Source organism: Aeromonas cavernicola, assembly GCF_002795305.1.
GTDB classification, from domain to species: domain Bacteria; phylum Pseudomonadota; class Gammaproteobacteria; order Enterobacterales; family Aeromonadaceae; genus Aeromonas; species Aeromonas cavernicola.
On record NZ_PGGC01000131.1, the window covers coordinates 1 to 20,374 of the forward strand.

The 20,374-nt window shown below is 53.3% G+C and carries 21 protein-coding genes and 1 pseudogene; 11 read left to right on the plus strand and 11 right to left on the minus strand.

Translation table 11 applies throughout. The features are described 5' to 3' along the window. A pseudogene (locus CUC53_RS19290) lies at window positions 1-187 on the plus strand (IS110 family transposase); the annotation flags it as partial. A 166-nt stretch (window positions 188-353) separates the two neighbouring features. On the opposite strand, the gene CUC53_RS13930 reads toward CUC53_RS19290, so the two are convergent. Beyond that, the gene (locus CUC53_RS13930; protein ID WP_100294714.1) at window positions 354-1,103 is read right to left on the minus strand and encodes a DUF3530 family protein; all 750 of its coding nucleotides are present in this window, start codon (window positions 1,101-1,103) and stop codon (window positions 354-356) included. A 324-nt stretch (window positions 1,104-1,427) separates the two neighbouring features. Here CUC53_RS13930 and CUC53_RS13940 point away from each other — a divergent pair, with 324 nt between their 5' ends. Next, the gene (locus tag CUC53_RS13940) at window positions 1,428-2,387 is read left to right on the plus strand and encodes a D-2-hydroxyacid dehydrogenase (protein ID WP_100294716.1); all 960 of its coding nucleotides are present in this window, start codon (window positions 1,428-1,430) and stop codon (window positions 2,385-2,387) included. Window positions 2,388-2,416: 29 nt separating this feature from the next. Here the strand turns inward: CUC53_RS13940 and CUC53_RS13945 are convergent, their stop codons facing one another. Together CUC53_RS13945 and rsd are read right to left on the minus strand one after the other, a co-directional pair. Continuing rightward, a complete protein-coding gene (locus CUC53_RS13945; protein ID WP_100294717.1) occupies window positions 2,417-2,791 on the minus strand; it encodes a PilZ domain-containing protein in 375 nt (124 codons plus the stop codon). Between the two features lie 97 nt (window positions 2,792-2,888). Next, window positions 2,889-3,371 carry a sigma D regulator gene (rsd, locus tag CUC53_RS13950; RefSeq protein WP_100294718.1) on the minus strand — a complete coding sequence of 161 codons (483 nt, stop codon included), beginning with the start codon at window positions 3,369-3,371 and terminating at the stop codon, window positions 2,889-2,891. 324 nt (window positions 3,372-3,695) lie between these two features. On the opposite strand from rsd, the gene hupA reads away from it, so the two are divergent. Beyond that, on the plus strand, window positions 3,696-3,968 hold the full coding sequence (gene hupA, locus CUC53_RS13955; protein WP_005305063.1) for a nucleoid-associated protein HU-alpha: 273 nt from the start codon (window positions 3,696-3,698) through the stop codon (window positions 3,966-3,968). Between the two features lie 159 nt (window positions 3,969-4,127). On the opposite strand, the gene CUC53_RS13960 is transcribed toward hupA, so the two are convergent. Next, on the minus strand, window positions 4,128-4,979 hold the full coding sequence (locus CUC53_RS13960; RefSeq protein WP_100294719.1) for an alanyl-tRNA editing protein: 852 nt from the start codon (window positions 4,977-4,979) through the stop codon (window positions 4,128-4,130). Between the two features lie 111 nt (window positions 4,980-5,090). Then, window positions 5,091-6,314: an Nramp family divalent metal transporter gene (locus tag CUC53_RS13965; RefSeq protein ID WP_167386762.1), complete on the minus strand. Its 1,224-nt coding sequence runs from the start codon at window positions 6,312-6,314 to the stop codon at window positions 5,091-5,093. 237 nt (window positions 6,315-6,551) lie between these two features. Between CUC53_RS13965 and rpsF the strand changes: the two genes are divergently transcribed. From rpsF to CUC53_RS13985, 4 genes are all read left to right on the plus strand, one after another. Continuing rightward, complete coding sequence (gene rpsF / locus CUC53_RS13970; protein ID WP_100294721.1) at window positions 6,552-6,938, plus strand: 30S ribosomal protein S6; 387 nt, start codon at window positions 6,552-6,554, stop codon at window positions 6,936-6,938. A 31-nt stretch (window positions 6,939-6,969) separates the two neighbouring features. Next, window positions 6,970-7,200 carry a 30S ribosomal protein S18 gene (rpsR, locus tag CUC53_RS13975; protein ID WP_005308890.1) on the plus strand — a complete coding sequence of 77 codons (231 nt, stop codon included), beginning with the start codon at window positions 6,970-6,972 and terminating at the stop codon, window positions 7,198-7,200. Between the two features lie 52 nt (window positions 7,201-7,252). Then, window positions 7,253-7,699 carry a 50S ribosomal protein L9 gene (rplI, locus tag CUC53_RS13980; protein ID WP_033135469.1) on the plus strand — a complete coding sequence of 149 codons (447 nt, stop codon included), beginning with the start codon at window positions 7,253-7,255 and terminating at the stop codon, window positions 7,697-7,699. A gap of 100 nt (window positions 7,700-7,799) precedes the next feature. Further along, window positions 7,800-8,543, plus strand: coding sequence for a ferredoxin--NADP reductase (locus CUC53_RS13985; protein ID WP_100294722.1), 744 nt, complete (start codon window positions 7,800-7,802; stop codon window positions 8,541-8,543). An 85-nt stretch (window positions 8,544-8,628) separates the two neighbouring features. On the opposite strand, the gene CUC53_RS13990 is transcribed toward CUC53_RS13985, so the two are convergent. The 3 genes from CUC53_RS13990 to CUC53_RS14000 form a co-directional block, all read right to left on the minus strand. Beyond that, on the minus strand, window positions 8,629-10,419 hold the full coding sequence (locus CUC53_RS13990; protein ID WP_100294723.1) for an AMP-dependent synthetase/ligase: 1,791 nt from the start codon (window positions 10,417-10,419) through the stop codon (window positions 8,629-8,631). 253 nt (window positions 10,420-10,672) lie between these two features. Continuing rightward, a complete protein-coding gene (gene rimI / locus CUC53_RS13995) occupies window positions 10,673-11,122 on the minus strand; it encodes a ribosomal protein S18-alanine N-acetyltransferase (RefSeq protein WP_100294724.1) in 450 nt (149 codons plus the stop codon). 141 nt (window positions 11,123-11,263) lie between these two features. Then, window positions 11,264-11,635 carry a DNA polymerase III subunit psi gene (locus tag CUC53_RS14000; protein WP_100294725.1) on the minus strand — a complete coding sequence of 124 codons (372 nt, stop codon included), beginning with the start codon at window positions 11,633-11,635 and terminating at the stop codon, window positions 11,264-11,266. 429 nt (window positions 11,636-12,064) lie between these two features. Between CUC53_RS14000 and murQ the strand changes: the two genes are divergently transcribed. The 4 genes from murQ to CUC53_RS14020 all read left to right on the plus strand — a co-directional run bounded on the left by murQ (window position 12,065) and on the right by CUC53_RS14020 (window position 16,932). Next, on the plus strand, window positions 12,065-12,961 hold the full coding sequence (gene murQ / locus CUC53_RS14005) for an N-acetylmuramic acid 6-phosphate etherase (protein WP_100294726.1): 897 nt from the start codon (window positions 12,065-12,067) through the stop codon (window positions 12,959-12,961). Window positions 12,962-13,048: 87 nt separating this feature from the next. Continuing rightward, on the plus strand, window positions 13,049-14,506 hold the full coding sequence (murP, locus tag CUC53_RS14010) for a PTS N-acetylmuramic acid transporter subunit IIBC (RefSeq protein WP_100294727.1): 1,458 nt from the start codon (window positions 13,049-13,051) through the stop codon (window positions 14,504-14,506). A 639-nt stretch (window positions 14,507-15,145) separates the two neighbouring features. Then, window positions 15,146-16,231, plus strand: a complete 1,086-nt coding sequence (locus CUC53_RS14015; RefSeq protein ID WP_100294728.1) for a porin — start codon at window positions 15,146-15,148, stop codon at window positions 16,229-16,231. Window positions 16,232-16,275: 44 nt separating this feature from the next. Next, complete coding sequence (locus CUC53_RS14020) at window positions 16,276-16,932, plus strand: DUF2057 family protein (protein WP_100294729.1); 657 nt, start codon at window positions 16,276-16,278, stop codon at window positions 16,930-16,932. A 77-nt stretch (window positions 16,933-17,009) separates the two neighbouring features. On the opposite strand, the gene CUC53_RS14025 is transcribed toward CUC53_RS14020, so the two are convergent. The 3 genes from CUC53_RS14025 to CUC53_RS14035 form a co-directional block, all read right to left on the minus strand. After that, window positions 17,010-17,873, minus strand: coding sequence for an SIS domain-containing protein (locus tag CUC53_RS14025; protein WP_100294730.1), 864 nt, complete (start codon window positions 17,871-17,873; stop codon window positions 17,010-17,012). 31 nt (window positions 17,874-17,904) lie between these two features. After that, on the minus strand, window positions 17,905-19,353 hold the full coding sequence (gene tldD / locus CUC53_RS14030) for a metalloprotease TldD (RefSeq protein ID WP_167386763.1): 1,449 nt from the start codon (window positions 19,351-19,353) through the stop codon (window positions 17,905-17,907). 196 nt (window positions 19,354-19,549) lie between these two features. Beyond that, window positions 19,550-20,371 (minus strand): carbon-nitrogen hydrolase family protein, encoded by an 822-nt coding sequence (locus CUC53_RS14035; RefSeq protein ID WP_100294732.1) that lies wholly within the window; start codon window positions 20,369-20,371, stop codon window positions 19,550-19,552. Window positions 20,372-20,374: the final 3 nt, after the last annotated feature.

Below are 20,374 nucleotides of genomic sequence, written 5' to 3' on the forward strand. Positions count from 1 at the left end.
ATTACATGGCGTTGATCAACGTGACAAGACGATCCTCAAGCGACAGTTGAAGCGGGAGCAGATGCTCTCGTTCTTTAGCAATCTTCCTCCTAGCCCGATCGGCATGGGGGCATGCGGTAGTATCGATTACTGGGCCAATAAAGTGCCAGGGCTGAGGCATACAGTCAAGCTGATGGCGCCTCAGTTTTTCGGGGGGATTACCGATCTCTGCTTCCTCAGTTAGTTCCATTCACGCAACATAACAACACCCGTGAATATGATAGAAGAGGCCGATAGCTGATCTTGATACGCTCCTTCTTGCGGAAAATAAAGTCATGTACGGCGAGTAAGTTGAGATGCAACCGCTCATACAGTCACAGCCACCCCAAGTGATTAAGCCATCCCTGAATGCGAGTCGGTGTCTCAGCGAGATCTAGTAGTGCATAAGGGCGATAATTAAGTTTGTGGCTGCGTCTGATTTCGCTCTGGCGAGCCTCTGCTGCCAATGTTGGCCACCGCGAGCCGTCTTCTTGATAGAGGTCTAACGTTGGCATAGTGGCTTGGGCCACTTGCTTGGCGAGCATTTGATTACTCTGTTGGTCAGGGAAAAAACCATCAAGTAACACCAACGCGTCGGGGGCGGGTAACTGTTCACTGGCAATAATATTCGCCATCCAAGCGGCGCCTGTACCTTGCGCTAAGATCAGCTTAAATCCTCCCTCTTGGAGTTTGGCATCAGCTGATTTAGCGATCCGCTCGGCAAATTGCTTGCGAAATGTTTCGCTGTCTTTCTGTTTTTTCTCTGCGGCAGGATCAAATTCGCTCTGTGCCGGTAAGGGATGGAGTAACAAGGTATCGAAACCGAGCTTGCGTAGTGCACGAGTCAGCTGCCACAGCTGACCGCTACGCTGCCAATCAGGCAATAAAATCGCTAGCCCCAGATAATTTTCACTATCGTGTTTGGCATATAACACCGTCTGCTTATCAATTTCGGTCGTATCAGGTAGCGCTTGCCAGTCACTGGCTTGCCAATGTTGGTTCTCGAATAAATCACCATCAGTCGCACAGGATGCATTGCTGATAAAACAACTCAGTAACAGCAGTGATAACGGTAGTTTTGTCATAATGCTCACCCTCCTGTTAACGAGTTAACGGCGGCAGTAGGAATTTCTAAAGCTGCGCAGTTCTTCTAATGCAGCACAAAGTATGAATGTGAAGCTCCCAGTGATACACAGAACTGTCGGCCTCACGGTGCTGCCATTCTTTTAAGCGCATGATCCGTGAGTCTACCATCCTGTCGGATAAGGTGCGTGAGTTCTGTGGGCACCATAACCATCATCCCTACGATCCACTCCTGCAACTGGAGAGAAGAGCATTCAATATATATGCTGGTTTTATACGCACCTTCTTTGGCATCATAGCTGCAGCCAACACCATCAGGACTTGCCATGCAGCACCACATTGTGTTTCTCGAACGTGATACTCTTGATGCCAACATCACCTTACCTTGTCCCAATTTTCCTCATCGCTGGCAGTCCTATCCGAATACATCCCCTGAACAAGTAGTTGAACGGCTAAAGGATGCGAGTATTGCTATCGTCAATAAAGTGCGTATCGGGGCAAAAGAACTAGCACAATTGCCGCAGCTCCAGTTGATCGCATTAGCTGCCACAGGTAGTGACAATGTGGATTTGACGGCTTGTCGTGCTGCGAACGTTGGGGTATGCAATATCCGTAACTATTCTGGCCCCTCTGTGCCTGAACATGCCATGGCATTGATACTCGCACTCTCGCGTAATTTATTTGCTTGGCGTCAGTCACTATTAGCAGGCCGCTGGCAACAAAGTGGCCAATTTTGTTTCTTTGATCACAGCATCGTGGATTTGCAAGGTAAGCAATTGGGTATTATCGGTAAAGGGACATTAGGCCAAGCTCTAGGTGAACGGGCAAAACACATGGGTATGACAGTACGCTATGCCCAGAGACAACTAGCAACGAGTCAAGAGCCCGATAGGTTACCACTGGATGAGCTGCTGCAATGCTCGGATGTGATCAGCCTACACTGCCCACTCACACCTACCACGCGTAATCTGTTAGGTGAACGTGAGCTTAGGCTGATGAAGCCAGGCGCGTTGCTAATCAATGTTGGCCGTGGCGGATTAGTCGATGAAACGGCATTACTGAAAGTGCTGGCTGATGGTCACCTTGGGGGCGCGGGATTTGATGTGGCGAGTATTGAGCCACCACCGCTAGATCATCCACTCATGCAGGCGCTGCAATACCCCAATTTTATCCTGACCCCCCATGTGGCGTGGGCAAGTGAGGCATCGATACAACGTCTGGCAGATCAATTAATTGACAACATCAATGCCTTCGCAGCTGGCCATAATCAGCATAGATTAGCTTAATCAACGACGGTTTAAGTCATATGGCAGGTTTAAGAGTGTTCCGTATGTTCCAGTAACAACTGATTTAACTCACGATGCAGTAGCTCTTCATCACCAATATTTAGCTCTATCATTCGCTTTAGGTGTGTAGCACTGTCTATGTCTATGTGATGACAATGGAAGCCTAGTTTTTGGCTGACTTCGTGTGTCAATTCAACCTGCATACTAATTTTAATATCACTATCACCAAGACAAAAACTAAGTAAAAAATCTTTGTTATCACTGAGTTGCCAATCATTTGGCTTATTTAACAGTGCCCCTTGTAAAGATATGTCAATCAATTGGGTATGCCATACCTTGGTATCCTGCTTCAGCTCTGCTTCTACCAGATAGAGAACTCGAGCAAAACGGCGACGCTCAGACATAATTTTCTCCTGTTTATATTCATATTACACATTAAAATATTCGGCTGAAGTAGCTAATGCCTTGGCGATTTATTTGGCCACAATATCCATACATCGACTAAACATGCTGCGTCAGTAAAGATTCAACTACTCGTAGCGCTTTAACCAAGCGATCTTCCTGTTTGAATCGATCTTCAAGCATGGGCCCTAACTCATTGAGATCTTCATCAAGTAATAACAGCTGAGCTTCGTCAGCATCGCTGTATTTATCATTAAACTCTAGGGCTTTTTCCGTACTAGTTCGGATATGAGGATAAATCCGTTTCGCTAATTCCAGAGTATCACCGCTCGCTTGTTCAAAAGCAGTAACAACATGATTGTAAATCTCGAAGTGGCCAGCACTAACGTAATCAACCAACTTATTACAAAAGTGCTGCAGCGCTTGCTGGTCAGGAAGACAACGTTGCTTACTACGTGCTGGACTCATTCCAGCAAGCTTCATGTATTCCACTAGTAAATCTTGTCTAGCATCTAACCAATCATCGATGGCCCTGTGCTTTCCTGCCAACGCTTGTGTGGTCTGTTCCAATCTTGTCAGCATAATCCCTCCATAGGACTGGGCTATCGAGCATGACCTTCCGATCCGTTTGGGCAATGACACCCTATAACTAGGGAAAATCTAGTCAATCGTCAATAGGGGTGGTGGGATATTGTACAGTTAGCACTATATCGTCCCCCGCCAGTGCTAGTCCAAAACAGTGTTATGCAGTACACAGCCATGGGTTTATATGGTTGATATGTGACTATTTCCGCATATTTTGATGAAAAGCACAGTGTTAGACGACACCAGTTCAATAAAGCCTTTGCCTGCCTGTTTATTTTTGAATAGAGTTGCTCGGCGCCAACTGCCCCGAGAGGAAACATTATGAATAAAGCTCAACTTGTCGATGCGATTGCAGCTAAAGCGGATCTGAGCAAGGCTCAGGCTAAAGTTGCTCTGGAAGAGATTATCAATGGTATTACTCAGAGCTTAAAAGAAGGTGATGCTGTTCAACTAGTTGGTTTTGGTACCTTCAAAGTGAACCACCGCGCTGGCCGAACTGGCCGCAATCCTCAGACAGGTAAAGAGATCCAGATTGCTGCTGCTAATGTGCCTTCTTTTGTGGCAGGCAAAGCACTTAAAGACGCTGTCAAGTAATCTCTCTTCGCTATTTAACACAATGCCAGTCAATAGACTGGCATTGTCTTTTCTAACCGTTCGGGCCCAACGCTGGACGCCCATTTCCTTTTATTAGCCAACATCGAATCAATACTCACGTCATTGTGCATTCCCTATACCCGTTAACTGCTTTAGGTGCTACTCGTTAGGCATTTTTGATATCAACACAAAACCATCCTCACTGATGGACAGCTGAACGTGGAGTTGTCTCAGTGCTTGTAAATCAGTGGCGTGAGTGCCGCCACAGGGAATGGTCACCTCCAGGCCTTCCAGCGTGCAGTGCCAGTAACGGGAATCGATGATCGCCTCGCCAGCGCGGCTGCGGCTGATCTCGCCCCCGGCTGTGATCCAGTCGGCCAGCTGCTGGTTGACCTTCTCTTCAATCAGCGCCAGATCCGCCAGCAGGGCTTCGCTGTTGACCCCCTTCTTGCGCAAACTCTTGCCGATGCGGTACTGCTCCCGCGAACCGTAAGGCTCGACCCGTGAACTTTGAATGGCAAGGCGGTCGAAGTCGGGCTGGCCCAGCGCATCGCGCTCGCTCACCTCCTTGCGCCAGTAGGGGATGAGTACCCGGTTGAGGGCGAGCGCCGCCAGATGGCAGCCGCTATGGCCAAGACTCAGGTGATAGCGAGCAGCGCTATCCACTTGCAATTCGACCTGGCTGCCGACGGCCAGCGCGTGGTCACCAGTCAGCGGATGCACCACCACGAAACGCCACCCCTCTGCACCCCGTTTGACCGGAATGGCAGTATCGACGAACAGCTCGCCATCCGGGCTAATGGCCCCCATCCGGCAAGGGCCAATGGTTGCTTCGCCACCTTCCCAGCGAACATGACCCACATCCCCCGGCTGATCGGGCCAGAGGTGGCTTTGGGGATGAAAGGGGGTGAGGTCGGTGACCAGCAGTGTGGTGTCACCGCGCTGGCAGCAGACCACGCTGGCCTGCTCCTGATGATGGCCCAGCACGAAGCTGACTCGGGTATGTTTCATGGCAAGGCTCCCGCAACGATAAATGAGAAGAGAAAGCGGCAGCATACGCCAAAGTACGAAAGGGCTCATTAACCAGTGTTAATGAGCCCCTCTTCTCGGTTTTACGGTTCGCTAGATCATGGCGACCAGCAGATAGACGTTGAGCCCGATTACCAGCGCAACGATAAGGCGGCCGATGGCTTGTGTGACCGGATGGTTGCGATGTTGCCCCATCAGTGCCCGATCGCCGGTCAGCATCAACAGCGGGATCAGGGCCAGCGCGATGCCAAAGCTCAGGATCACCTGACTCAGCACCAGAATTTCGGTGGTGTTGAGCCCCATGGCGATCACCACGAAGGCGGGAGCCATGGTGATGGCGCGACGCAGCCAGAGCGGGATGGTAAAGCGGACAAAGCCCTGCATCACCACTTGCCCGGCCAGGGTACCCACCACGGTAGAGCTGATACCGGAGGCGACCAGCGAGAGGCCAAACAGGGTGGCAGCCGCCTGACCCAGCAGCGGGGTGAGGGTCTGGTAGGCGGATTCCAGCTCCACTACCTGCTGGTGGCCCGAGCTGTGGAACGCAGCCGCAGCCATCGCCATCATCGCCAGATTGACGAAGCCTGCGATGGTCATGGCAATCGCCACATCCACCCGAGTGGTGTGCAGCCGCTGGCTGACCGAGCCCTGATCCTGCGTGTGCTGGGTCAGTGCCGAGTGCAGGTAGATGACATGGGGCATCACGGTGGCACCGAGCACACCGGCGGCCAGATAGACGGCATCGCTGTTGGGCAGACTGGGGAAGAGGGCCCCTTCCAGCAGGCTGGGCAGATGGGGGCGGGAGACCATCAGCTCGACGATGTAGGCCGCCGCGACAAACAGCAACAGGCCACCGACCACCAACTCCAGCGGCTTCTGGCCACGGGATTGCAGCATCAGGATCCCCCAGGTCACCACGGCGGTGATACAGGCTCCTTCAAGCAAGGTCACGCCAAGCAGCAGCTTGAAGCCGACTGCGGCGCCAATAAATTCGGCGAGATCGGTGGCCATGGCAATGATCTCTGCCTGCACCCAGTAGGCCCAAACTGCGGGTTTAGGCAGTCGGTCGCGGATGTGCTCCGCAAGATTTTTGCCAGTGACGATGCCGAGCTTGGCCGAGAGGGTTTGCACCACCATGGCCATCAGGTTGGCCCATACCACCACCCAGAGCAGCTGGTAGCCAAAGGTAGAGCCCGCCTGAATATTGGTGGCGAAGTTGCCCGGGTCGATATAGCCGATAGCGGCGATAAAGGCAGGTCCGAGCAGAGTCAGTTTGAATTTGCGGGCTGGGATCGTAGTCGTCTGTGCGGGTGGCATGGCATCTCTCTCCATGAGGATATGAAGGGAGGATAGATATAAATGATAATTATTATCAATTGTTGTTTTTGATGATTTTCATCGGGAAAAACATTTAGGGCCGTCAGTTGCAGTGGGGGATGTGATTTCGTACAATACGCCGCCCTAGAAAAGCAGCGACTAAACACCATTATGTTCCTTGCCTCCGAGGTCTGGCTGCACCTGGGCGGAGGCTGAATTAATCCGTAAGGAGCTAAAATGCGTCATTACGAAATCGTCTTCATGGTTCATCCGGACCAGAGCGAGCAAGTACCCGGCATGATCGAGCGTTACACCGGCGCTATCACCACCTCTGGTGGCACTATTCATCGCCTAGAAGATTGGGGCCGTCGTCAGCTGGCTTACCCAATCGACAAGCTGCACAAAGCCCACTACGTTCTGCTGAACGTAGAAGCAGAGCAAGCCGTTATCGATGAGCTGGAAACCAACTTCCGCTTCAACGATGCCGTTATCCGCAACATGATCATGCGCACCAAGCACGCTGTGACTGAAGTTTCTCCGATGGCCAAGGCCAAAGAAGAGCGCTTCACCCGTCGTGACGACGAGCGCCGCGAAGACGCTCTTGAAGCTGCTTCCGAAGAGTAATTCTTAGATCACTGACTAGAGGATAAAGGCCATGGCACGTTATTTCCGTCGTCGTAAGTTCTGCCGCTTCACTGCCGAGAACGTTACCGAGATCGACTACAAAGATATCGTTACTCTGAAAAACTACATCACTGAATCTGGCAAGATCGTACCGAGTCGTATCACCGGTACCCGCGCCAAGTATCAGCGTCAGCTGGCACGCGCCATCAAGCGTGCTCGTTACCTGGCTCTGCTGCCGTACACCGATCTGCACAACAAGTAAGAATCGGTCCGGCGCTTAAGCCTAACTCAACGAAATTTATAGAGGAAAGGTAATGCAAGTTATCCTGCTCGACAAAATCGCCAAACTGGGCGGTCTGGGTGATCAAGTCGCTGTTAAAGCTGGCTACGCCCGTAACTATCTGATCCCGCAAGGCAAAGCTGTTATGGCCACCAAGGCCAACATCGAAGCTTTCGGTGCTCGTCGCGCTGAGCTGGAAGCCAAACTGGCTGCCAACAAAGCGGCTGCTGAAGAGCGTGCTGCCAAGCTGGCCGAACTGGCTACCGTGGTTATCGCTTCCAAGTCTGGCGACGAAGGCAAACTGTTCGGTTCCATCGGTACCCGTGACGTGGCTGAAGCCATCACTGCTGCTGGCGTAGCCGTTGCCAAGAGCGAAGTCCGCATGGGCAACGTTCTGCGTAACACCGGTGACTACGAAGTTGCTGTTCAGCTGCACGCTGACGTTAAAGCAACCGTACAGATCCAGGTTGTTGCCCTGTAATAGCGATTCGCTGTTGCAAGAAAACCCGCGCTTTTGCGCGGGTTTTTTATTTTTGGGCCGAGGGGTAGAGTAAAGGTCTGTTCCACTGGAGGAGATCCTTATGGCTGCCTGGGTCGAAGGCCGCGTCATCGAACGCATCGAATGGACACCCACCCTATTTTCTCTGCGCGTAGCGGCCGAGCTGGCCCCCTACAAAGCAGGCCAATTCACCAAGCTGGCCCTTGAGCAGGGCGATCGCCGCATTCAGCGCGCCTACTCCTTCGTCAATCCTCCCTCTACGCCATACCACGAGTTTTATCTGGTCGAGATCCCGAGCGGTGAGCTGACTCCCTCGCTCGGCTCGCTGCAAGTGGGAGACAGCCTGCTGGTGCAATCACAGGCGAGCGGTTTTCTAACACTGGATGAGGTGCCTGCTGGGCGCGATCTCTGGCTGCTCTCAACCGGTACTGCCATCGGCCCATTCCTCTCCATGCTGGCCGATGGCGAAGCCTTCCATCGTTTCGACAATCTGGTGCTGGTGCACGGGGTGCGCAAAGGCGAAGAGCTCAGTTATCAGCCGCTTATCGCTAGCTTTGCTGCGCAATATGGCGAGCGCTTTCGCTATGTGCCCTTTGTCAGCCGCGAGCCCTGGCCCGATACGATGGCAGGACGGATCCCCGCAGCCATCGCAGCAGGCCTGTTGCAGCAGCGGGTGGGGCTCGCCTTTTCGCCCGAGCAGAGTCAGGTGCTGCTCTGCGGCAATCCGGAGATGGTGAAAGAGACTCAGCAGACCTTGCTGGCGCTAGGACTGACCAAGAATCTGCGGCGGGTACCGGGCAATATCAGTGCAGAAAATTACTGGTAAAACGAGCGGTAGAACAATGCCGCCCGCATGGTAAGCGGGCGGCATTGTTTCGATCTTAGAGCTGGTTTTACCTCAGGTGTGTCCCTTAAACGTGGTTATACATCGCCTCTATCTCATCGTGATATTGGGTCTCGATGATCTTGCGCCGTAGCTTCATGGTGGGGGTGATTTCGCCCAGCTCCATCGAAAAAGCACGCGGCAGCAGTGTGAATTTCTTCACCTGTTCAAACTTGGCGAGCTCTTGTTGCAGTTCAGTAATGCGCGATTCGAAAAACTCCATCACCCGAGAGTGGCGTAGCAATTCGCTCTTGCACTGGTACTGCAGGTTGATGGAGCGGGCATACTCTTCCAACGACGTAAAACAGGGCACGATCAGTGCCGATACGAAGTGACGGGCATCAGCAACAATGGCGATCTGCTCAATGAAGCGATCTTTACCCAGGGTCCCTTCCACCAGTTGCGGCGCGACATACTTGCCATTGGAGGTCTTCATCAGCTCCTTGAGGCGCTCAGTAAAGTAGATGTTACCTTCGCCGTCGAGCTCAGCTGCATCGCCGGTACGCAGAAAACCATCGGCCGTCATCACCTCCGCAGTGGCTTGCGGCTTATTGTAATAACCGCGCATCACGGTGGGAGAACGCACCAGTAACTCATTGTTTTCACCCAGTTTGACATCAATACCGCTGAGCACCTTGCCAATGGAGCCCAACTTGAACTGGCAATCTTCATAGCAGCAGACGGTAGCGGTAGTCTCGGTCATGCCGTAACCATATTTCAGGTTAAGCCCCATCGCTTGGAAGAAGAGGTTCACATCATCTGCCAAACGGGCCCCCGCAACCGGCAGGAACCGGGTACGGCCGCCGAAGCGGGCCCGCAACTTGCGAAACACCAGCCGCTCGGCCAGCCATAGCTGGCCGTAGAGCAATGGCGAGGCAGATTTGCCCGCCTGCCGGATGGCAACCAGCTGTTTACCAACTCGGGTAGCCCAACCAAACAGCACGCGACGCAGTGCCGGTGCTTGTGCCACTTTGGCTTGGATCATCGAGTACGCCTTCTCGTAAAGACGAGGTACAGCGCACATCACGGTGGGCTGCACCTCACCTATCACTTCCATCACCTGTTGCGGATCACGGATGTAGACGTTCTCGGCGCCGCAATAGAGCACGTAGTAGGTCCAGACGCGCTCAAATACGTGACTCAGTGGCAACATGCACAGCGAGCGATCTTGCTCATTCAGGTCGAGGCGCTGGTTGTGCATCTCAAAGCAAGCGGCGATATTGGCGTAATCAAGCATCACCCCTTTAGGCTCCCCGGTCGTGCCGGAGGTGTAGATCAGGGTCAGCAGGTCATCCATCTGATACTGGCTTTCGCGTAGCCGCAGCGCCTGTTCACTGGACTGATGATTGCCAGAGACCAAAAATTCCCGGAAGTGGCTCGCCTGCGGGCACCCACGCAGATCGACATCACTATCGAGTACGACAATCTGGCGGATCTCACCGCTTGCGATCAGTTGCAACGCTTGATCGAACTGGGGCTGTTCGCCGACAAACAGTAGACCGATATTGGCATCGCGCACGATATAGCGCAGCTGATCTAAGGTGCTGGTGGGGTAGATGGGGACGCTGACGCCGCGAGCGGCAAGGATGCCGAGATCGGCCTGGGTCCACTCTGGCATGTTGCGCGAATAGATACCGACCATTTCGGTGGGCTGGTGACCAGCGCGGATCAGCGCCTGGGCACAGTAGTCCATGGCTTGGCCCAGGGTGCGCCAACCAATGGCGCGCCACTGACCATCCTGCTGTACCCGCAAGGCGGCCTTATTGCCAAGCTGCGCAATGCGCTCGCGCATCAATTGAACCAGATGAAGCTTAGGCATCCGTTACATATCCTTTCATTACAGTTGTTCGCCCAATAGGGCCATAAAATTGGGGCCAGAGTTTAAACGTCAATATTACAGCTTACAACTGTTCGCCATTTGTCCTAGGTCATAAAACCGGCAAAAAGGTGAAAAACGCACGGCTACAAGGCGCGATACTCGTTAATTGACAACGGATAGCCGCCACTATCTTAAAAAGAGAAGGAGCAAAGGGGGTGAATGGCAGGAGCCCTGCTCTGGGCAGGGAGCACTCTTAATCAAGATCAAACAAGCGTGACATCAAGATCGCATCTTCCCGCGCGTTACCCGTACCGTAGTAGCCGTCTCGGCGGCAATACTCAGCAAAGCCAGCCCGCTCGTATAACCGAATCGCCTTGTGATTACTGGCGCGAACTTCAAGAAACCAAGCCTCTGCACGGTTGGCTTTACTACGCGCCAAGTACTCCTGCAAGAGCGCCCACCCCAGCCCCTTGCCTTGCAAAGCAGGCAGTACACAGATGTTCATCAAGGAGCTGTCTCCTGCCACCAGATCTGAGATATAGAATCCGGCAGGCTGGCCATCATGCAACATTAAGCCGTTGAGATAGCGTGGCCCAAAACAGGAGAGCAGATTGGCAGGGCTCCATGGCTCAAGGTGAGCAGCCTGCTCGATGGGATAGATCCGCTCAAAATCGGTGGCCAGTAACGGACAAAACTCAATCATCAGGGCTCCAGATAGTAATAAACGTGGCAACTGGCATGACCATAAGCCGTTGGGGTTGCCCTACTAACAGGGCTCCTTAATTGCATCCTCGCACCGCAGCAACACCGAATGTAACGAGATAATGCTTGGCGCTCATCTAGTTCAGCTGACAGAGCACTGTCGTAGCTGCTGCCAGAGTGCCCGCTTTTGTCCAGCATCAGGATTGAGCGGACACACCAGCGCCATCGGCCAACGAGGGTCAGCACTGGTCAGCCAGAGCAGAGGCAAGGTGGTACCTTGTAACCGCTGCGGAGCTGGCGGTTCAGTGAGCAGGGCAACCTCCTCTGGCCGGATGCCAAGCCACTGACAAATATCGACCAGCAAAGGTGCAGGAGGCAGGCTGGCGGCAACTAACCAGAGTTTACCGTTTGCTGGAACGCTGTGATGTTGTGCCATCAGCTTGTCAGAGGGGCGCAGTTGCCAACGTTGAATTCCCATACGGGCCAACATCTGGCGGCGAGCAGGATCAAGCATGGGATAATTTACTCTTACTCTGGGTGACCAAATACCTGCGCGCAGGGTACACCTGCTTAAGCAAAACTGCACCTATTGCCCCTCCGCTCAGCAAGCTGCAAACCCTCCGTTGCCCTGCCCGCGATGCTGCAGCGGCCTGCCTCGGATTTGTCCGCTCCGGCTCATTATATAACCGGAGCAATATGAGTGACCCACGGGATGAGTCGAGCGAGATGCAGAAGGTCGGCACTCACTCTGTCGCAAAGAGCCATCCTTCTTGCTCACCTCGTCGTGTAGGAATTTTCAGAATTTATTATTAATGTATGATGGAATAATTAATTATGCGACGCATATCTCATAATGAAAATCTAAAATCGAACATGCTTCTATCATCAGGAAGGATGTTTTTTTGCCCGGACATGGCAACCAACCGACGTAGTAGAGGAAACGATGGCCATTGACCTATCAAGCATGATTACCGAAACCCGCAACCCCGCCAGTGCAGAGATCGATCAGCTCTCTACCTTGGCCATGCTGCGAGTGATTAATCAAGAAGATCAACGAGTAGCGCTAGCCGTTGGCCAACTATTACCAGAAATTGCCCGCGCAGTGGATATCATCGCCGCCGCCTTTAACAAAGGAGGCCGTTTAGTCTACATCGGTGCAGGCACCTCAGGGCGACTCGGTATTCTCGATGCCAGTGAATGTCCCCCTACCTACGGTGTACCTGCGGGTCAAGTCGTGGGCCTGATTGCCGGCGGCCACAAAGCCATCTTACAAGCGGTAGAAAATGCCGAAGATAGTGTGGAGTTTGGGGTTAACGATTTGAAAAACATCGATTTCAATGCCAATGACGTGCTGGTAGGCATCGCCGCAAGCGGCCGCACGCCGTACGTGCTAGGGGCGATGGCCTATGCCAAATCCCAAGGTGCCAGCGTATTTAGCATCAGTTGTAACCCAAATAGCCCGCTGGCTCAGGCTGCTGATATCGCCATGGTGGCGGTGGTTGGGCCTGAAGTCGTGACCGGCTCATCACGGATGAAGGCAGGGACAGCCCAGAAGCTGATCCTCAATATGCTCTCAACCGGCGCGATGATCCGCACGGGTAAGGTCTACGGCAACCTGATGGTCGATGTAGAGGCCACCAACGCCAAACTGGTTGAGCGCCAAAAGCGGATCGTGATGGAAGCTACCGAATGTGACCGCACGACCGCAGAACAGGCATTGGCGGCCGCCAACAATCACTGCAAGACCGCCATCGTGATGATCCTGGCCAATATTTCGGCTAGCGAGGCACGGGAGCGCTTGCACAATAACGGTGGCTTCATTAGCCCAGCGGCGCGTTGATCGACTCACAACAAGGTTGCTGATAACAGCAATCCGCTAACAACAAGGGGGCAATGGCCCCCAGATATCACACAGACTGGATTCTTTATGGCAAAAATTACTGACACCATGATTGGCCAGATCATTCAGGCCATTGGTGGCCCGGATAACATCACCCAATGTGGCCACTGCATGACACGGTTACGACTGAGCTTGGCCAACAGCGGACAAGCCGATCGCGATAACATCAAGCGTATTGCTGGGGTACTGGGCGTCATTGAAAGTGATGACCAGTTCCAGATCGTGCTAGGCCCAGGCAAAGCACAGACCGCCTGCGAGATGATGAATGCCATGCTCAGCGCGGGGGTAAGTGGCCAAGCTCAGCCACAACCGACGCAATCTGACGATCTACGCGACATTGCTGCGGCCCAAAAGCAGGCCATGAAACAGAAGCAAACCAGTGCAGCACACCGCTTTCTGACCAAGTTCGCCACCATCTTCACTCCGCTGATCCCAGGCTTTATTGCTGCCGGATTACTGCTCGGTTGCGCCACCCTGATTGAACAGACCTTGCTCAAAGACGCCAGCATGGCTGGGGGCTTACTGACTGAGCTGGTCGGTTACATGAAGTTATTTAGTAAGGGCATGTTTAGCTTCTTGAGTATCCTGATTGGCTACAACGCCCAGAAAGCCTTTGGCGGTTCTGGCGTCAATGGCGCCATTCTCGCCTCTTTGTTTGTCATGGGCTATGACCCACAAGCAACCACTGGGATCTACTCAGGGATCACCAACTTCTTCGGTTATCAAATCGATCCGCGCGGCAACATTATTGGGGTCTTGATCGCCTGTATTATTGGCGCCTCGGTTGAGCGGCAGGTGCGTCGGTTTATGCCAGATAGTCTGGATATGATCCTGACCTCTTGCATTACCCTGCTGATCATGGGAGCGGTGACGTTCGTCTTGATCATGCCGATCGGGGTACAGCTCTATAACGGCATGTCATGGCTGTTTATCAACCTCAATGGCAACCCGTTTGGTACAGCGATTCTGGCAGGCCTGTTCCTTATTTCGGTCGTATTTGGGATTCACCAAGGCTTCGTCCCTGTCTATTTCGCCCTGATGGATGCCCAAGGCTTTAACTCGCTATTCCCCATTCTTGCCATGGCAGGTGCCGGTCAAGTCGGGGCGGCGCTCGCGCTCTACGTCAAAGCAGGTAAAGACTCACTGCTCCGTACTCAAGTAAAGGGCACCATTATTCCGGGTATTTTGGGGGTCGGTGAGCCACTGATTTATGGGGTCACCCTGCCACGGGTCAAACCTTTCATTACCGCCTGTTGTGGTGGTGCCTTGGGTGGATTTTTAGTGGGCCTGATCTCTTGGCTGGGCTTACCGGTTGGCTTAAACACGGTGTTTGGTCCCTCCGGTATCGTGGCCCTGCCGCTGATGACCTCTGCTGACGGTATCTTCCCAGGCATGATGGTCTACGCAGCGGGCCTAGTTACGGCCTATATCGGTGGTTACCTGTTTACCCTGATGTTTGGCTGCAAAGGCGTGGATCTGCAATAAGGTCGTAAGTTATGGCTTAGCTTCGCCGCCACATCACGGCAACTAGCTTGCAGGTGTCGCGGCGGACTCAATATGTGGTGAGTAAGAACCTGTTGCGGTAGGCCTCATTGGCGCCGTCAATGTGGTCATACATAGCGCCTAGCGGCCGCAACGTGCAGCGTGCCTGAGGATGTCGAGCACTACGTCAGGCCAACGCGGCAAGTTAAATAGCGCTTATAGGATCGCAGCTCACTCACCATATATTATCCACCGAGGTTCATTACTAATATTATCAATAATGCGTTCAGTGCAGATTGAGGGCAATACTATCCGCAACGCAGATATTTACTAATAACAGCTAGTCATTTGGCTACTTATTAGAATAAGCCACCAGCAAACAGACTCATTATTATCTTACGGGGAGCTTATTTCATGATAAATAACATATCAATGTTAAGAACTTAATTACCTAGTTAAAGCAGCGGATTGAAGTGACGTATCACTTTATTAAGTCCCGCTCTAGATTTTGACAACAAACTTAATAAGCTGGATATACTTTTTTTACATAAAAACAAAAGATTTTCCATGATATAAGGCAGCTCCGTTAGGTTGATGTCTTTACATTTTAATAACTAAAAATAGCTAACAGAGGATAAAATCATGAATAAAACTGCAATCAGCCTCTTAATATCGATGGCGGCACTCTCACTTGGTGCTGATGCTGCCGTGGTATATACAGATAACGATGGCTCCGATTTGGCAGTAATTGGCCGACTGGGGGCTGATTTTAATAATCGTACAACTGATGATATAAAAGGTTCTTTTGACGCTCGCATTGGGGTCAAAGGTCGTCAGAAAATTGATAACCAATTCTCACTGATTGGCTTGGCACAGTATCAAGTCAATGCCGCTGAATACGCCAATAGTCTGCGCCGAGACAGCAATGGTAACTTGGTCGAACGTGGTGACAACTTGGTTGCTCGCTATGTATGGGTAGGTATCGATGGCAACGAGTTAGGCAAAGTCACCTTTGGCCGTGTCTCTTCCGGTTTGATCTCCATGACCGATGTGGCCGATATTTTTGCTGCTGCATCGTTTATCACTGGTCGTCAAGCTAGCCGTGTCGATCCGACTGCAGTTCAAATTGTACGGCAAGATGCCACTATTCAATACAGTAATATCTTTAATAATATTGAGTTTTCTACTGCCTATATTTTAGGTAATGGCAGCTCAGATTTGGATTATGGCTATAACACACTGTTAAGTTATACCTTTGATTTCGCAGAGATGGGCCGCTTGGTGCCAGTAGTGGCTTATCAACAAACCATGGCCGACCATCAAGAAGGTAGTATAATTAATAACGACGCCCAAAAATATCGCTTCGGTGGTGCAGGTGCTCGTTATTACGTTGGGGACTTTATTATTGGCGCGCTTTATTCCAGCGATAGTGTTTCATATGCTGATGAAGAAAGCAGCCGTGATGACGTATTAGAAAGTAACGTGACTTATAATATTAACTCGTACTTTACAACCCGAGTCGGCTATCGTCATCTAGAAAATGATGGCGGTGGCGATATGGCACTACGTGATTATCTGTTCGAACTGCAGTATAAATTAACGCCATTCTCATCCATTTATACTACTTATGTTATTCGAAATGGTCGTGATGGCAGTGCCGGTCAAAATACCTTTGGCCACAGCAATGACGATGATATTTATCATCTCGGTCTGCGTTACGATTTCTAATTATATTGCCGGCCTGTAGGCCGGCATTTTCATGGAGCCCACTTATGCCCCGCCTCTCTTTTTATTACCCTCTGCTAACTCTGTTACTGAGCTTGCCAAGCCAAGCCGCGCAATTGGAGTTAGCCGATAACCTGACCTTGCTGGCCTCATCCCAAGGCAAGCCCTCAGCGTTCTCTCGTGTCCTTGACCTTCCTGCGGGCGAAACCAAACTGCTGGTACGCTTTGACAGCCCCAGCGATCCCAACTCCACCAATGAAAGCCCCGGCCGCATTACCTCAGCCCCCCTCTTGGTGACCATCAAGGCGCCTGCCCAAGGCACTTTGCGGCTGGTGACCCCGGCGTTGGCAACCGCCCCAGCCATTCGTCAATTTGCTGTGCAGCCAACCCTGTTGCTAACGAATATGGACGGTTCAGCACAGCCATTAACCCAACAGGTGCTCCCTCGTAATCAAGATACGCTTCGCACCGATTATCAGGCGCTGCTGGCCAGCTATCAGGCACCGGCCCCCAGCAATCTAACGCCTCCTACCGTCACTCGGCAGCAGCCATCCGCAACCCCACCGCGCGTAGCCACTGAGGAACCCGCAGTTCAAGCGCCCGCCATGAGTGTCGAACAAGCCGATGCCGAGTTGCGCCGACTCTATTTGGCGGCCGATGAGGCAAGACGTAAAGCCTTTATCCGCTGGGCCCTTGATCTATAAGGCCCCAATAAAAAACCACCTTGGCACCCCAAGGTGGTTTTGCTCACAAATTACGGCACATTACTGCTGATTATTGACTACTGGTTATTAAGCCGCTCAATGGCTCCCCGCGTACCGTTAATCAATGTCCACGCCTGCTCATCACGGCGCTGCACCAAGCCAAGAAACAGCATATCAGTGATGGCATTTTGGGCGGTACGTGAAGAGATCGAGGAGATCCGCAGTTCGTTCTCCTCTGCCACCGTGTCTAGCACCATATCCGCCATCTGCCGTAACGGACTCTGCCGAAAAGAGGTGGCCGCAATCAAGGTGGCGCCCTTCTTTTTGGCCAGCTCCGCTGCAACCAACACATCACGACTCATGCCGGAATAGGAGAGCACGAGCTGCACATCATTGGGCCCTAAGGTTTCAGCGATGGAGATCTGAGCATGGCTATCTTGGGCAAATAGGGTGGTCACGCCGATTTTTAGCAGCTTATAGTACAGGTCATTGGCCGTCAGCGCAGAGCCTCCAATACCGACCAGCTGTACACGCGTCGCCTGATCTAGGCGTTCAATGATCTGTGCCAGCAAGCGATAATCCAAGGCTTGAGTGGTTTCAATCAACGAGTTGATCTTCTCTTGTGCCAGCTTCTTGGCCATGGTTTCCAGATCGTCGTCACGCCCGATCCCGTTATAGAGCTCGCCGACAGTGTCGGTCTTGATAGCATGCTTGCGCCCCAGATCTTCGCTGATTGCTAACTTAAAGGCGGTGAAGCCTTTAAAGCCAATTTTCTGGGTGAACTTAACGATGCTCGACTGGCTAACATCCGCTTGCAAAGCCAGCTCTTGCGACGAGAAACGTGTCACCAGCTCAGGGCTGGCAAGGATGTAATCGGCAATCTTGAGCTCGCTGGGGGAGAGCTGGCTCCTGATATTGGTTATTTTCGACAGGGTAAGCATGGCTTCTCTCTACTGCTGATGATTCGGCCCCTTACTGGGTGCCACCCACGGTGAGCTGATCCAATTTGAGGGTAGGCTGACCCACCCCGACCGGCACGCTCTGGCCCTCCTTGCCGCAGATGCCAACCCCCTTATCCAGTGCCAAGTCATGGCCCACCATTGACACCTGACTCATCGCCTCAGGGCCGTTGCCAATAAGGGTCGCTCCTTTGATGGGGGCGGTGATCTTGCCATCCTCGATGAGGTAAGCCTCGGAGGCGGAAAAAACAAACTTACCGGAGGTGATGTCCACCTGGCCGCCGCCGAAGTTAGGGGCGTAGATCCCTTTCTTGACCGAGGCGATGATCTCGGCCGGATCGTACTGGCCTGCCAGCATGTAGGTGTTAGTCATGCGCGGCATCGGTAGGGCGGCGTAAGATTCACGGCGGCCATTACCGGTCAGCGGCACCCCCATCAGGCGGGCATTCTGTTTGTCCTGCAGATAGCCCTTGAGGATGCCGTTCTCGATCAGCACGTTGTAACCACCCGGCGTCCCCTCATCATCAATGGAGACAGATCCACGTAGGCCCATCAAGGTGCCGTCATCGACGATGGTGCAATGCTTGGAGGCCACCTGCTCGCCGATGCGACCGGCAAACGCGGACGATCCCTTGCGGTTGAAGTCCCCCTCCAGACCGTGGCCCACCGCCTCGTGTAGCAGCACGCCGGGCCAGCCAGCACCAAGCACCACCGGCATGGTGCCAGCTGGCGCATCGATGGCTTCCAGATTGACTAGCGCCTGACGTACCGCTTCACGGACATAGCCAAACGCACGGCTCTCTAGCCCATCCAGTTCGAGAAAATAGTCGTAACCACAGCGGCCACCGCCCCCAGCACTGCCACGCTCACGGCGATCGCCCTGCTCGGCGATCACGGTCACTGACAGGCGTACCAGCGGACGTACATCGGCGGCCAAGGTGCCATCAGTGGCGGCCACCAGTATCTCTTCGTAAACACCGCTGATAGAGGCCATCACTTGATTGATGGCGGGGTCCAGACTTCTGGCGAACTTATCCATCTGCTCCAGCAGGGCGATCTTCTGCTGCTTGTCGAGGGTCTGCAGCGGGTCAATGGCCGGATAGAGCAAGTTGGCAGAGGTTCTCGCCCACGCCTTCACCTTGCCCTGCGCCCCAGCAGCGGCGATGCCGCGAGCGGCGGTCACCGACTGTTGCAGGGCCAGCAGGCTCAGCTCATCGGAGTAGGCAAAACCGGTCTTCTCGCCGCTGACGGCGCGCACTCCGACCCCCTGATCGATGTTGTAGCTGCCATCCTTGACGATGCCATCTTCCAGCATCCAGGACTCATGCCAGCTGCGCTGGAAATAGAGATCGCCGAACTCCACCTGATGGCTCAACAGGCTGCCGAGCAGTTGCTGCAAGCGCCCTTCATCAAGGTCATTCGGGGCCAACAAAGAGGCACTAACCTGGCTCAATAGACTCAATCTTCTTCTCCACTCTCGTAACGAGCTGTTTTAAATCGTCTTGCCGACGGGTTGGCAACAAACCACACCATCACAACAAACGGGCATGGGTCAGCACGGGCAAACGGCTGCGTTTCAATTTTTCACCACACCATCAGAGCAAACGGGCATGGGTCAGCACGGGCAAACGGCTGCGTTTCAATTTTTCACCACACCATCAGAGCAAACGGGCATGGATCAGCACGGGCATGGTGCGTTTCAATTCGTCGATAAATTCAGGCTCCATCTGCGCTAGCACCGTGCCCTTTCCGGACTCTCGGCAAGCCAGCACCCGCCCCCAAGGGTCGATTACCATGCTGTGGCCCCAGGTCTGGCGCCCCGTTTCGTGAGTGCCACCCTGATTGGCAGCCACCACATAACACTGGTTTTCGATGGCGCGAGCCCGCAGCAGCGGTTCCCAGTGCGCCTCGCCGGTCACGGCGGTAAAGGCGGCAGGCACCAGTAATACCCGCGCACCAGCCCGAGCCAGCTGACGGTAGAGCTCAGGAAAGCGCAAATCATAACAGATCGAGAGGCCGAGGGGACCAAAGGGGGAGTCCACCAGCACAGGAGCCTCCCCCGCCCTGAAGGTCTCCGACTCCCGATAGCGACCGTGATTATCCGCCACATCCACGTCGAACAGGTGGATCTTGTGGTAGTGGCCCCTGCGCTCGCCGCTGGGGTCAAACACCAGCGAACTGGTATGGACATGTTCGGAACCGGCGATGGTGGTAGGCATAGCCCCCGCCACCAGCCAGATGCCGTAATCGCGGGCCCACTCGGCAAGTTGCTGCTGGATCGGCGCTGCTCCGCTCAGATCGGGGCCGATCGGCTCGGCACCATCTAGATAACCCTGCCGTTCACCAAACAGGGCAAAGTTCTCCGGTAGCAGCACCAGCATTGGCCGCTCTTCTGGCAAGGCCGCCAGCTCGGCGGCAATCTGATCTCGGTTATCCTGCCAGTAACGGCCTGATACCAGTTGTATTGCGGCTAACCACATGAC

Excerpts from the sequence above, each read along its gene's own strand:
- rpsR (WP_005308890.1), top strand. The coding sequence starts at position 6,970 with ATGGCACGTTATTTCCGTCGTCGTAAGTTCTGCCGCTTCACTGCCGAG.
- rpsF (WP_100294721.1), top strand. The coding sequence starts at position 6,552 with ATGCGTCATTACGAAATCGTCTTCATGGTTCATCCGGACCAGAGCGAG.
- CUC53_RS13940 (WP_100294716.1), top strand. The coding sequence starts at position 1,428 with ATGCAGCACCACATTGTGTTTCTCGAACGTGATACTCTTGATGCCAAC.
- murQ (WP_100294726.1), top strand. The coding sequence starts at position 12,065 with ATGGCCATTGACCTATCAAGCATGATTACCGAAACCCGCAACCCCGCC.
- hupA (WP_005305063.1), top strand. The coding sequence starts at position 3,696 with ATGAATAAAGCTCAACTTGTCGATGCGATTGCAGCTAAAGCGGATCTG.
- rimI (WP_100294724.1), bottom strand. The coding sequence starts at position 11,122 with ATGATTGAGTTTTGTCCGTTACTGGCCACCGATTTTGAGCGGATCTAT.
- CUC53_RS14035 (WP_100294732.1), bottom strand. The coding sequence starts at position 20,371 with ATGTGGTTAGCCGCAATACAACTGGTATCAGGCCGTTACTGGCAGGAT.
- CUC53_RS14000 (WP_100294725.1), bottom strand. The coding sequence starts at position 11,635 with ATGCTTGATCCTGCTCGCCGCCAGATGTTGGCCCGTATGGGAATTCAA.
- murP (WP_100294727.1), top strand. The coding sequence starts at position 13,049 with ATGGCAAAAATTACTGACACCATGATTGGCCAGATCATTCAGGCCATT.
- CUC53_RS14020 (WP_100294729.1), top strand. The coding sequence starts at position 16,276 with ATGCCCCGCCTCTCTTTTTATTACCCTCTGCTAACTCTGTTACTGAGC.
- CUC53_RS14015 (WP_100294728.1), top strand. The coding sequence starts at position 15,146 with ATGAATAAAACTGCAATCAGCCTCTTAATATCGATGGCGGCACTCTCA.
- CUC53_RS13990 (WP_100294723.1), bottom strand. The coding sequence starts at position 10,419 with ATGCCTAAGCTTCATCTGGTTCAATTGATGCGCGAGCGCATTGCGCAG.
- CUC53_RS13960 (WP_100294719.1), bottom strand. The coding sequence starts at position 4,979 with ATGAAACATACCCGAGTCAGCTTCGTGCTGGGCCATCATCAGGAGCAG.
- rplI (WP_033135469.1), top strand. The coding sequence starts at position 7,253 with ATGCAAGTTATCCTGCTCGACAAAATCGCCAAACTGGGCGGTCTGGGT.
- CUC53_RS13930 (WP_100294714.1), bottom strand. The coding sequence starts at position 1,103 with ATGACAAAACTACCGTTATCACTGCTGTTACTGAGTTGTTTTATCAGC.
- CUC53_RS13985 (WP_100294722.1), top strand. The coding sequence starts at position 7,800 with ATGGCTGCCTGGGTCGAAGGCCGCGTCATCGAACGCATCGAATGGACA.
- CUC53_RS13965 (WP_167386762.1), bottom strand. The coding sequence starts at position 6,314 with ATGCCACCCGCACAGACGACTACGATCCCAGCCCGCAAATTCAAACTG.
- CUC53_RS14025 (WP_100294730.1), bottom strand. The coding sequence starts at position 17,873 with ATGCTTACCCTGTCGAAAATAACCAATATCAGGAGCCAGCTCTCCCCC.
- CUC53_RS13945 (WP_100294717.1), bottom strand. The coding sequence starts at position 2,791 with ATGTCTGAGCGTCGCCGTTTTGCTCGAGTTCTCTATCTGGTAGAAGCA.
- rsd (WP_100294718.1), bottom strand. The coding sequence starts at position 3,371 with ATGCTGACAAGATTGGAACAGACCACACAAGCGTTGGCAGGAAAGCAC.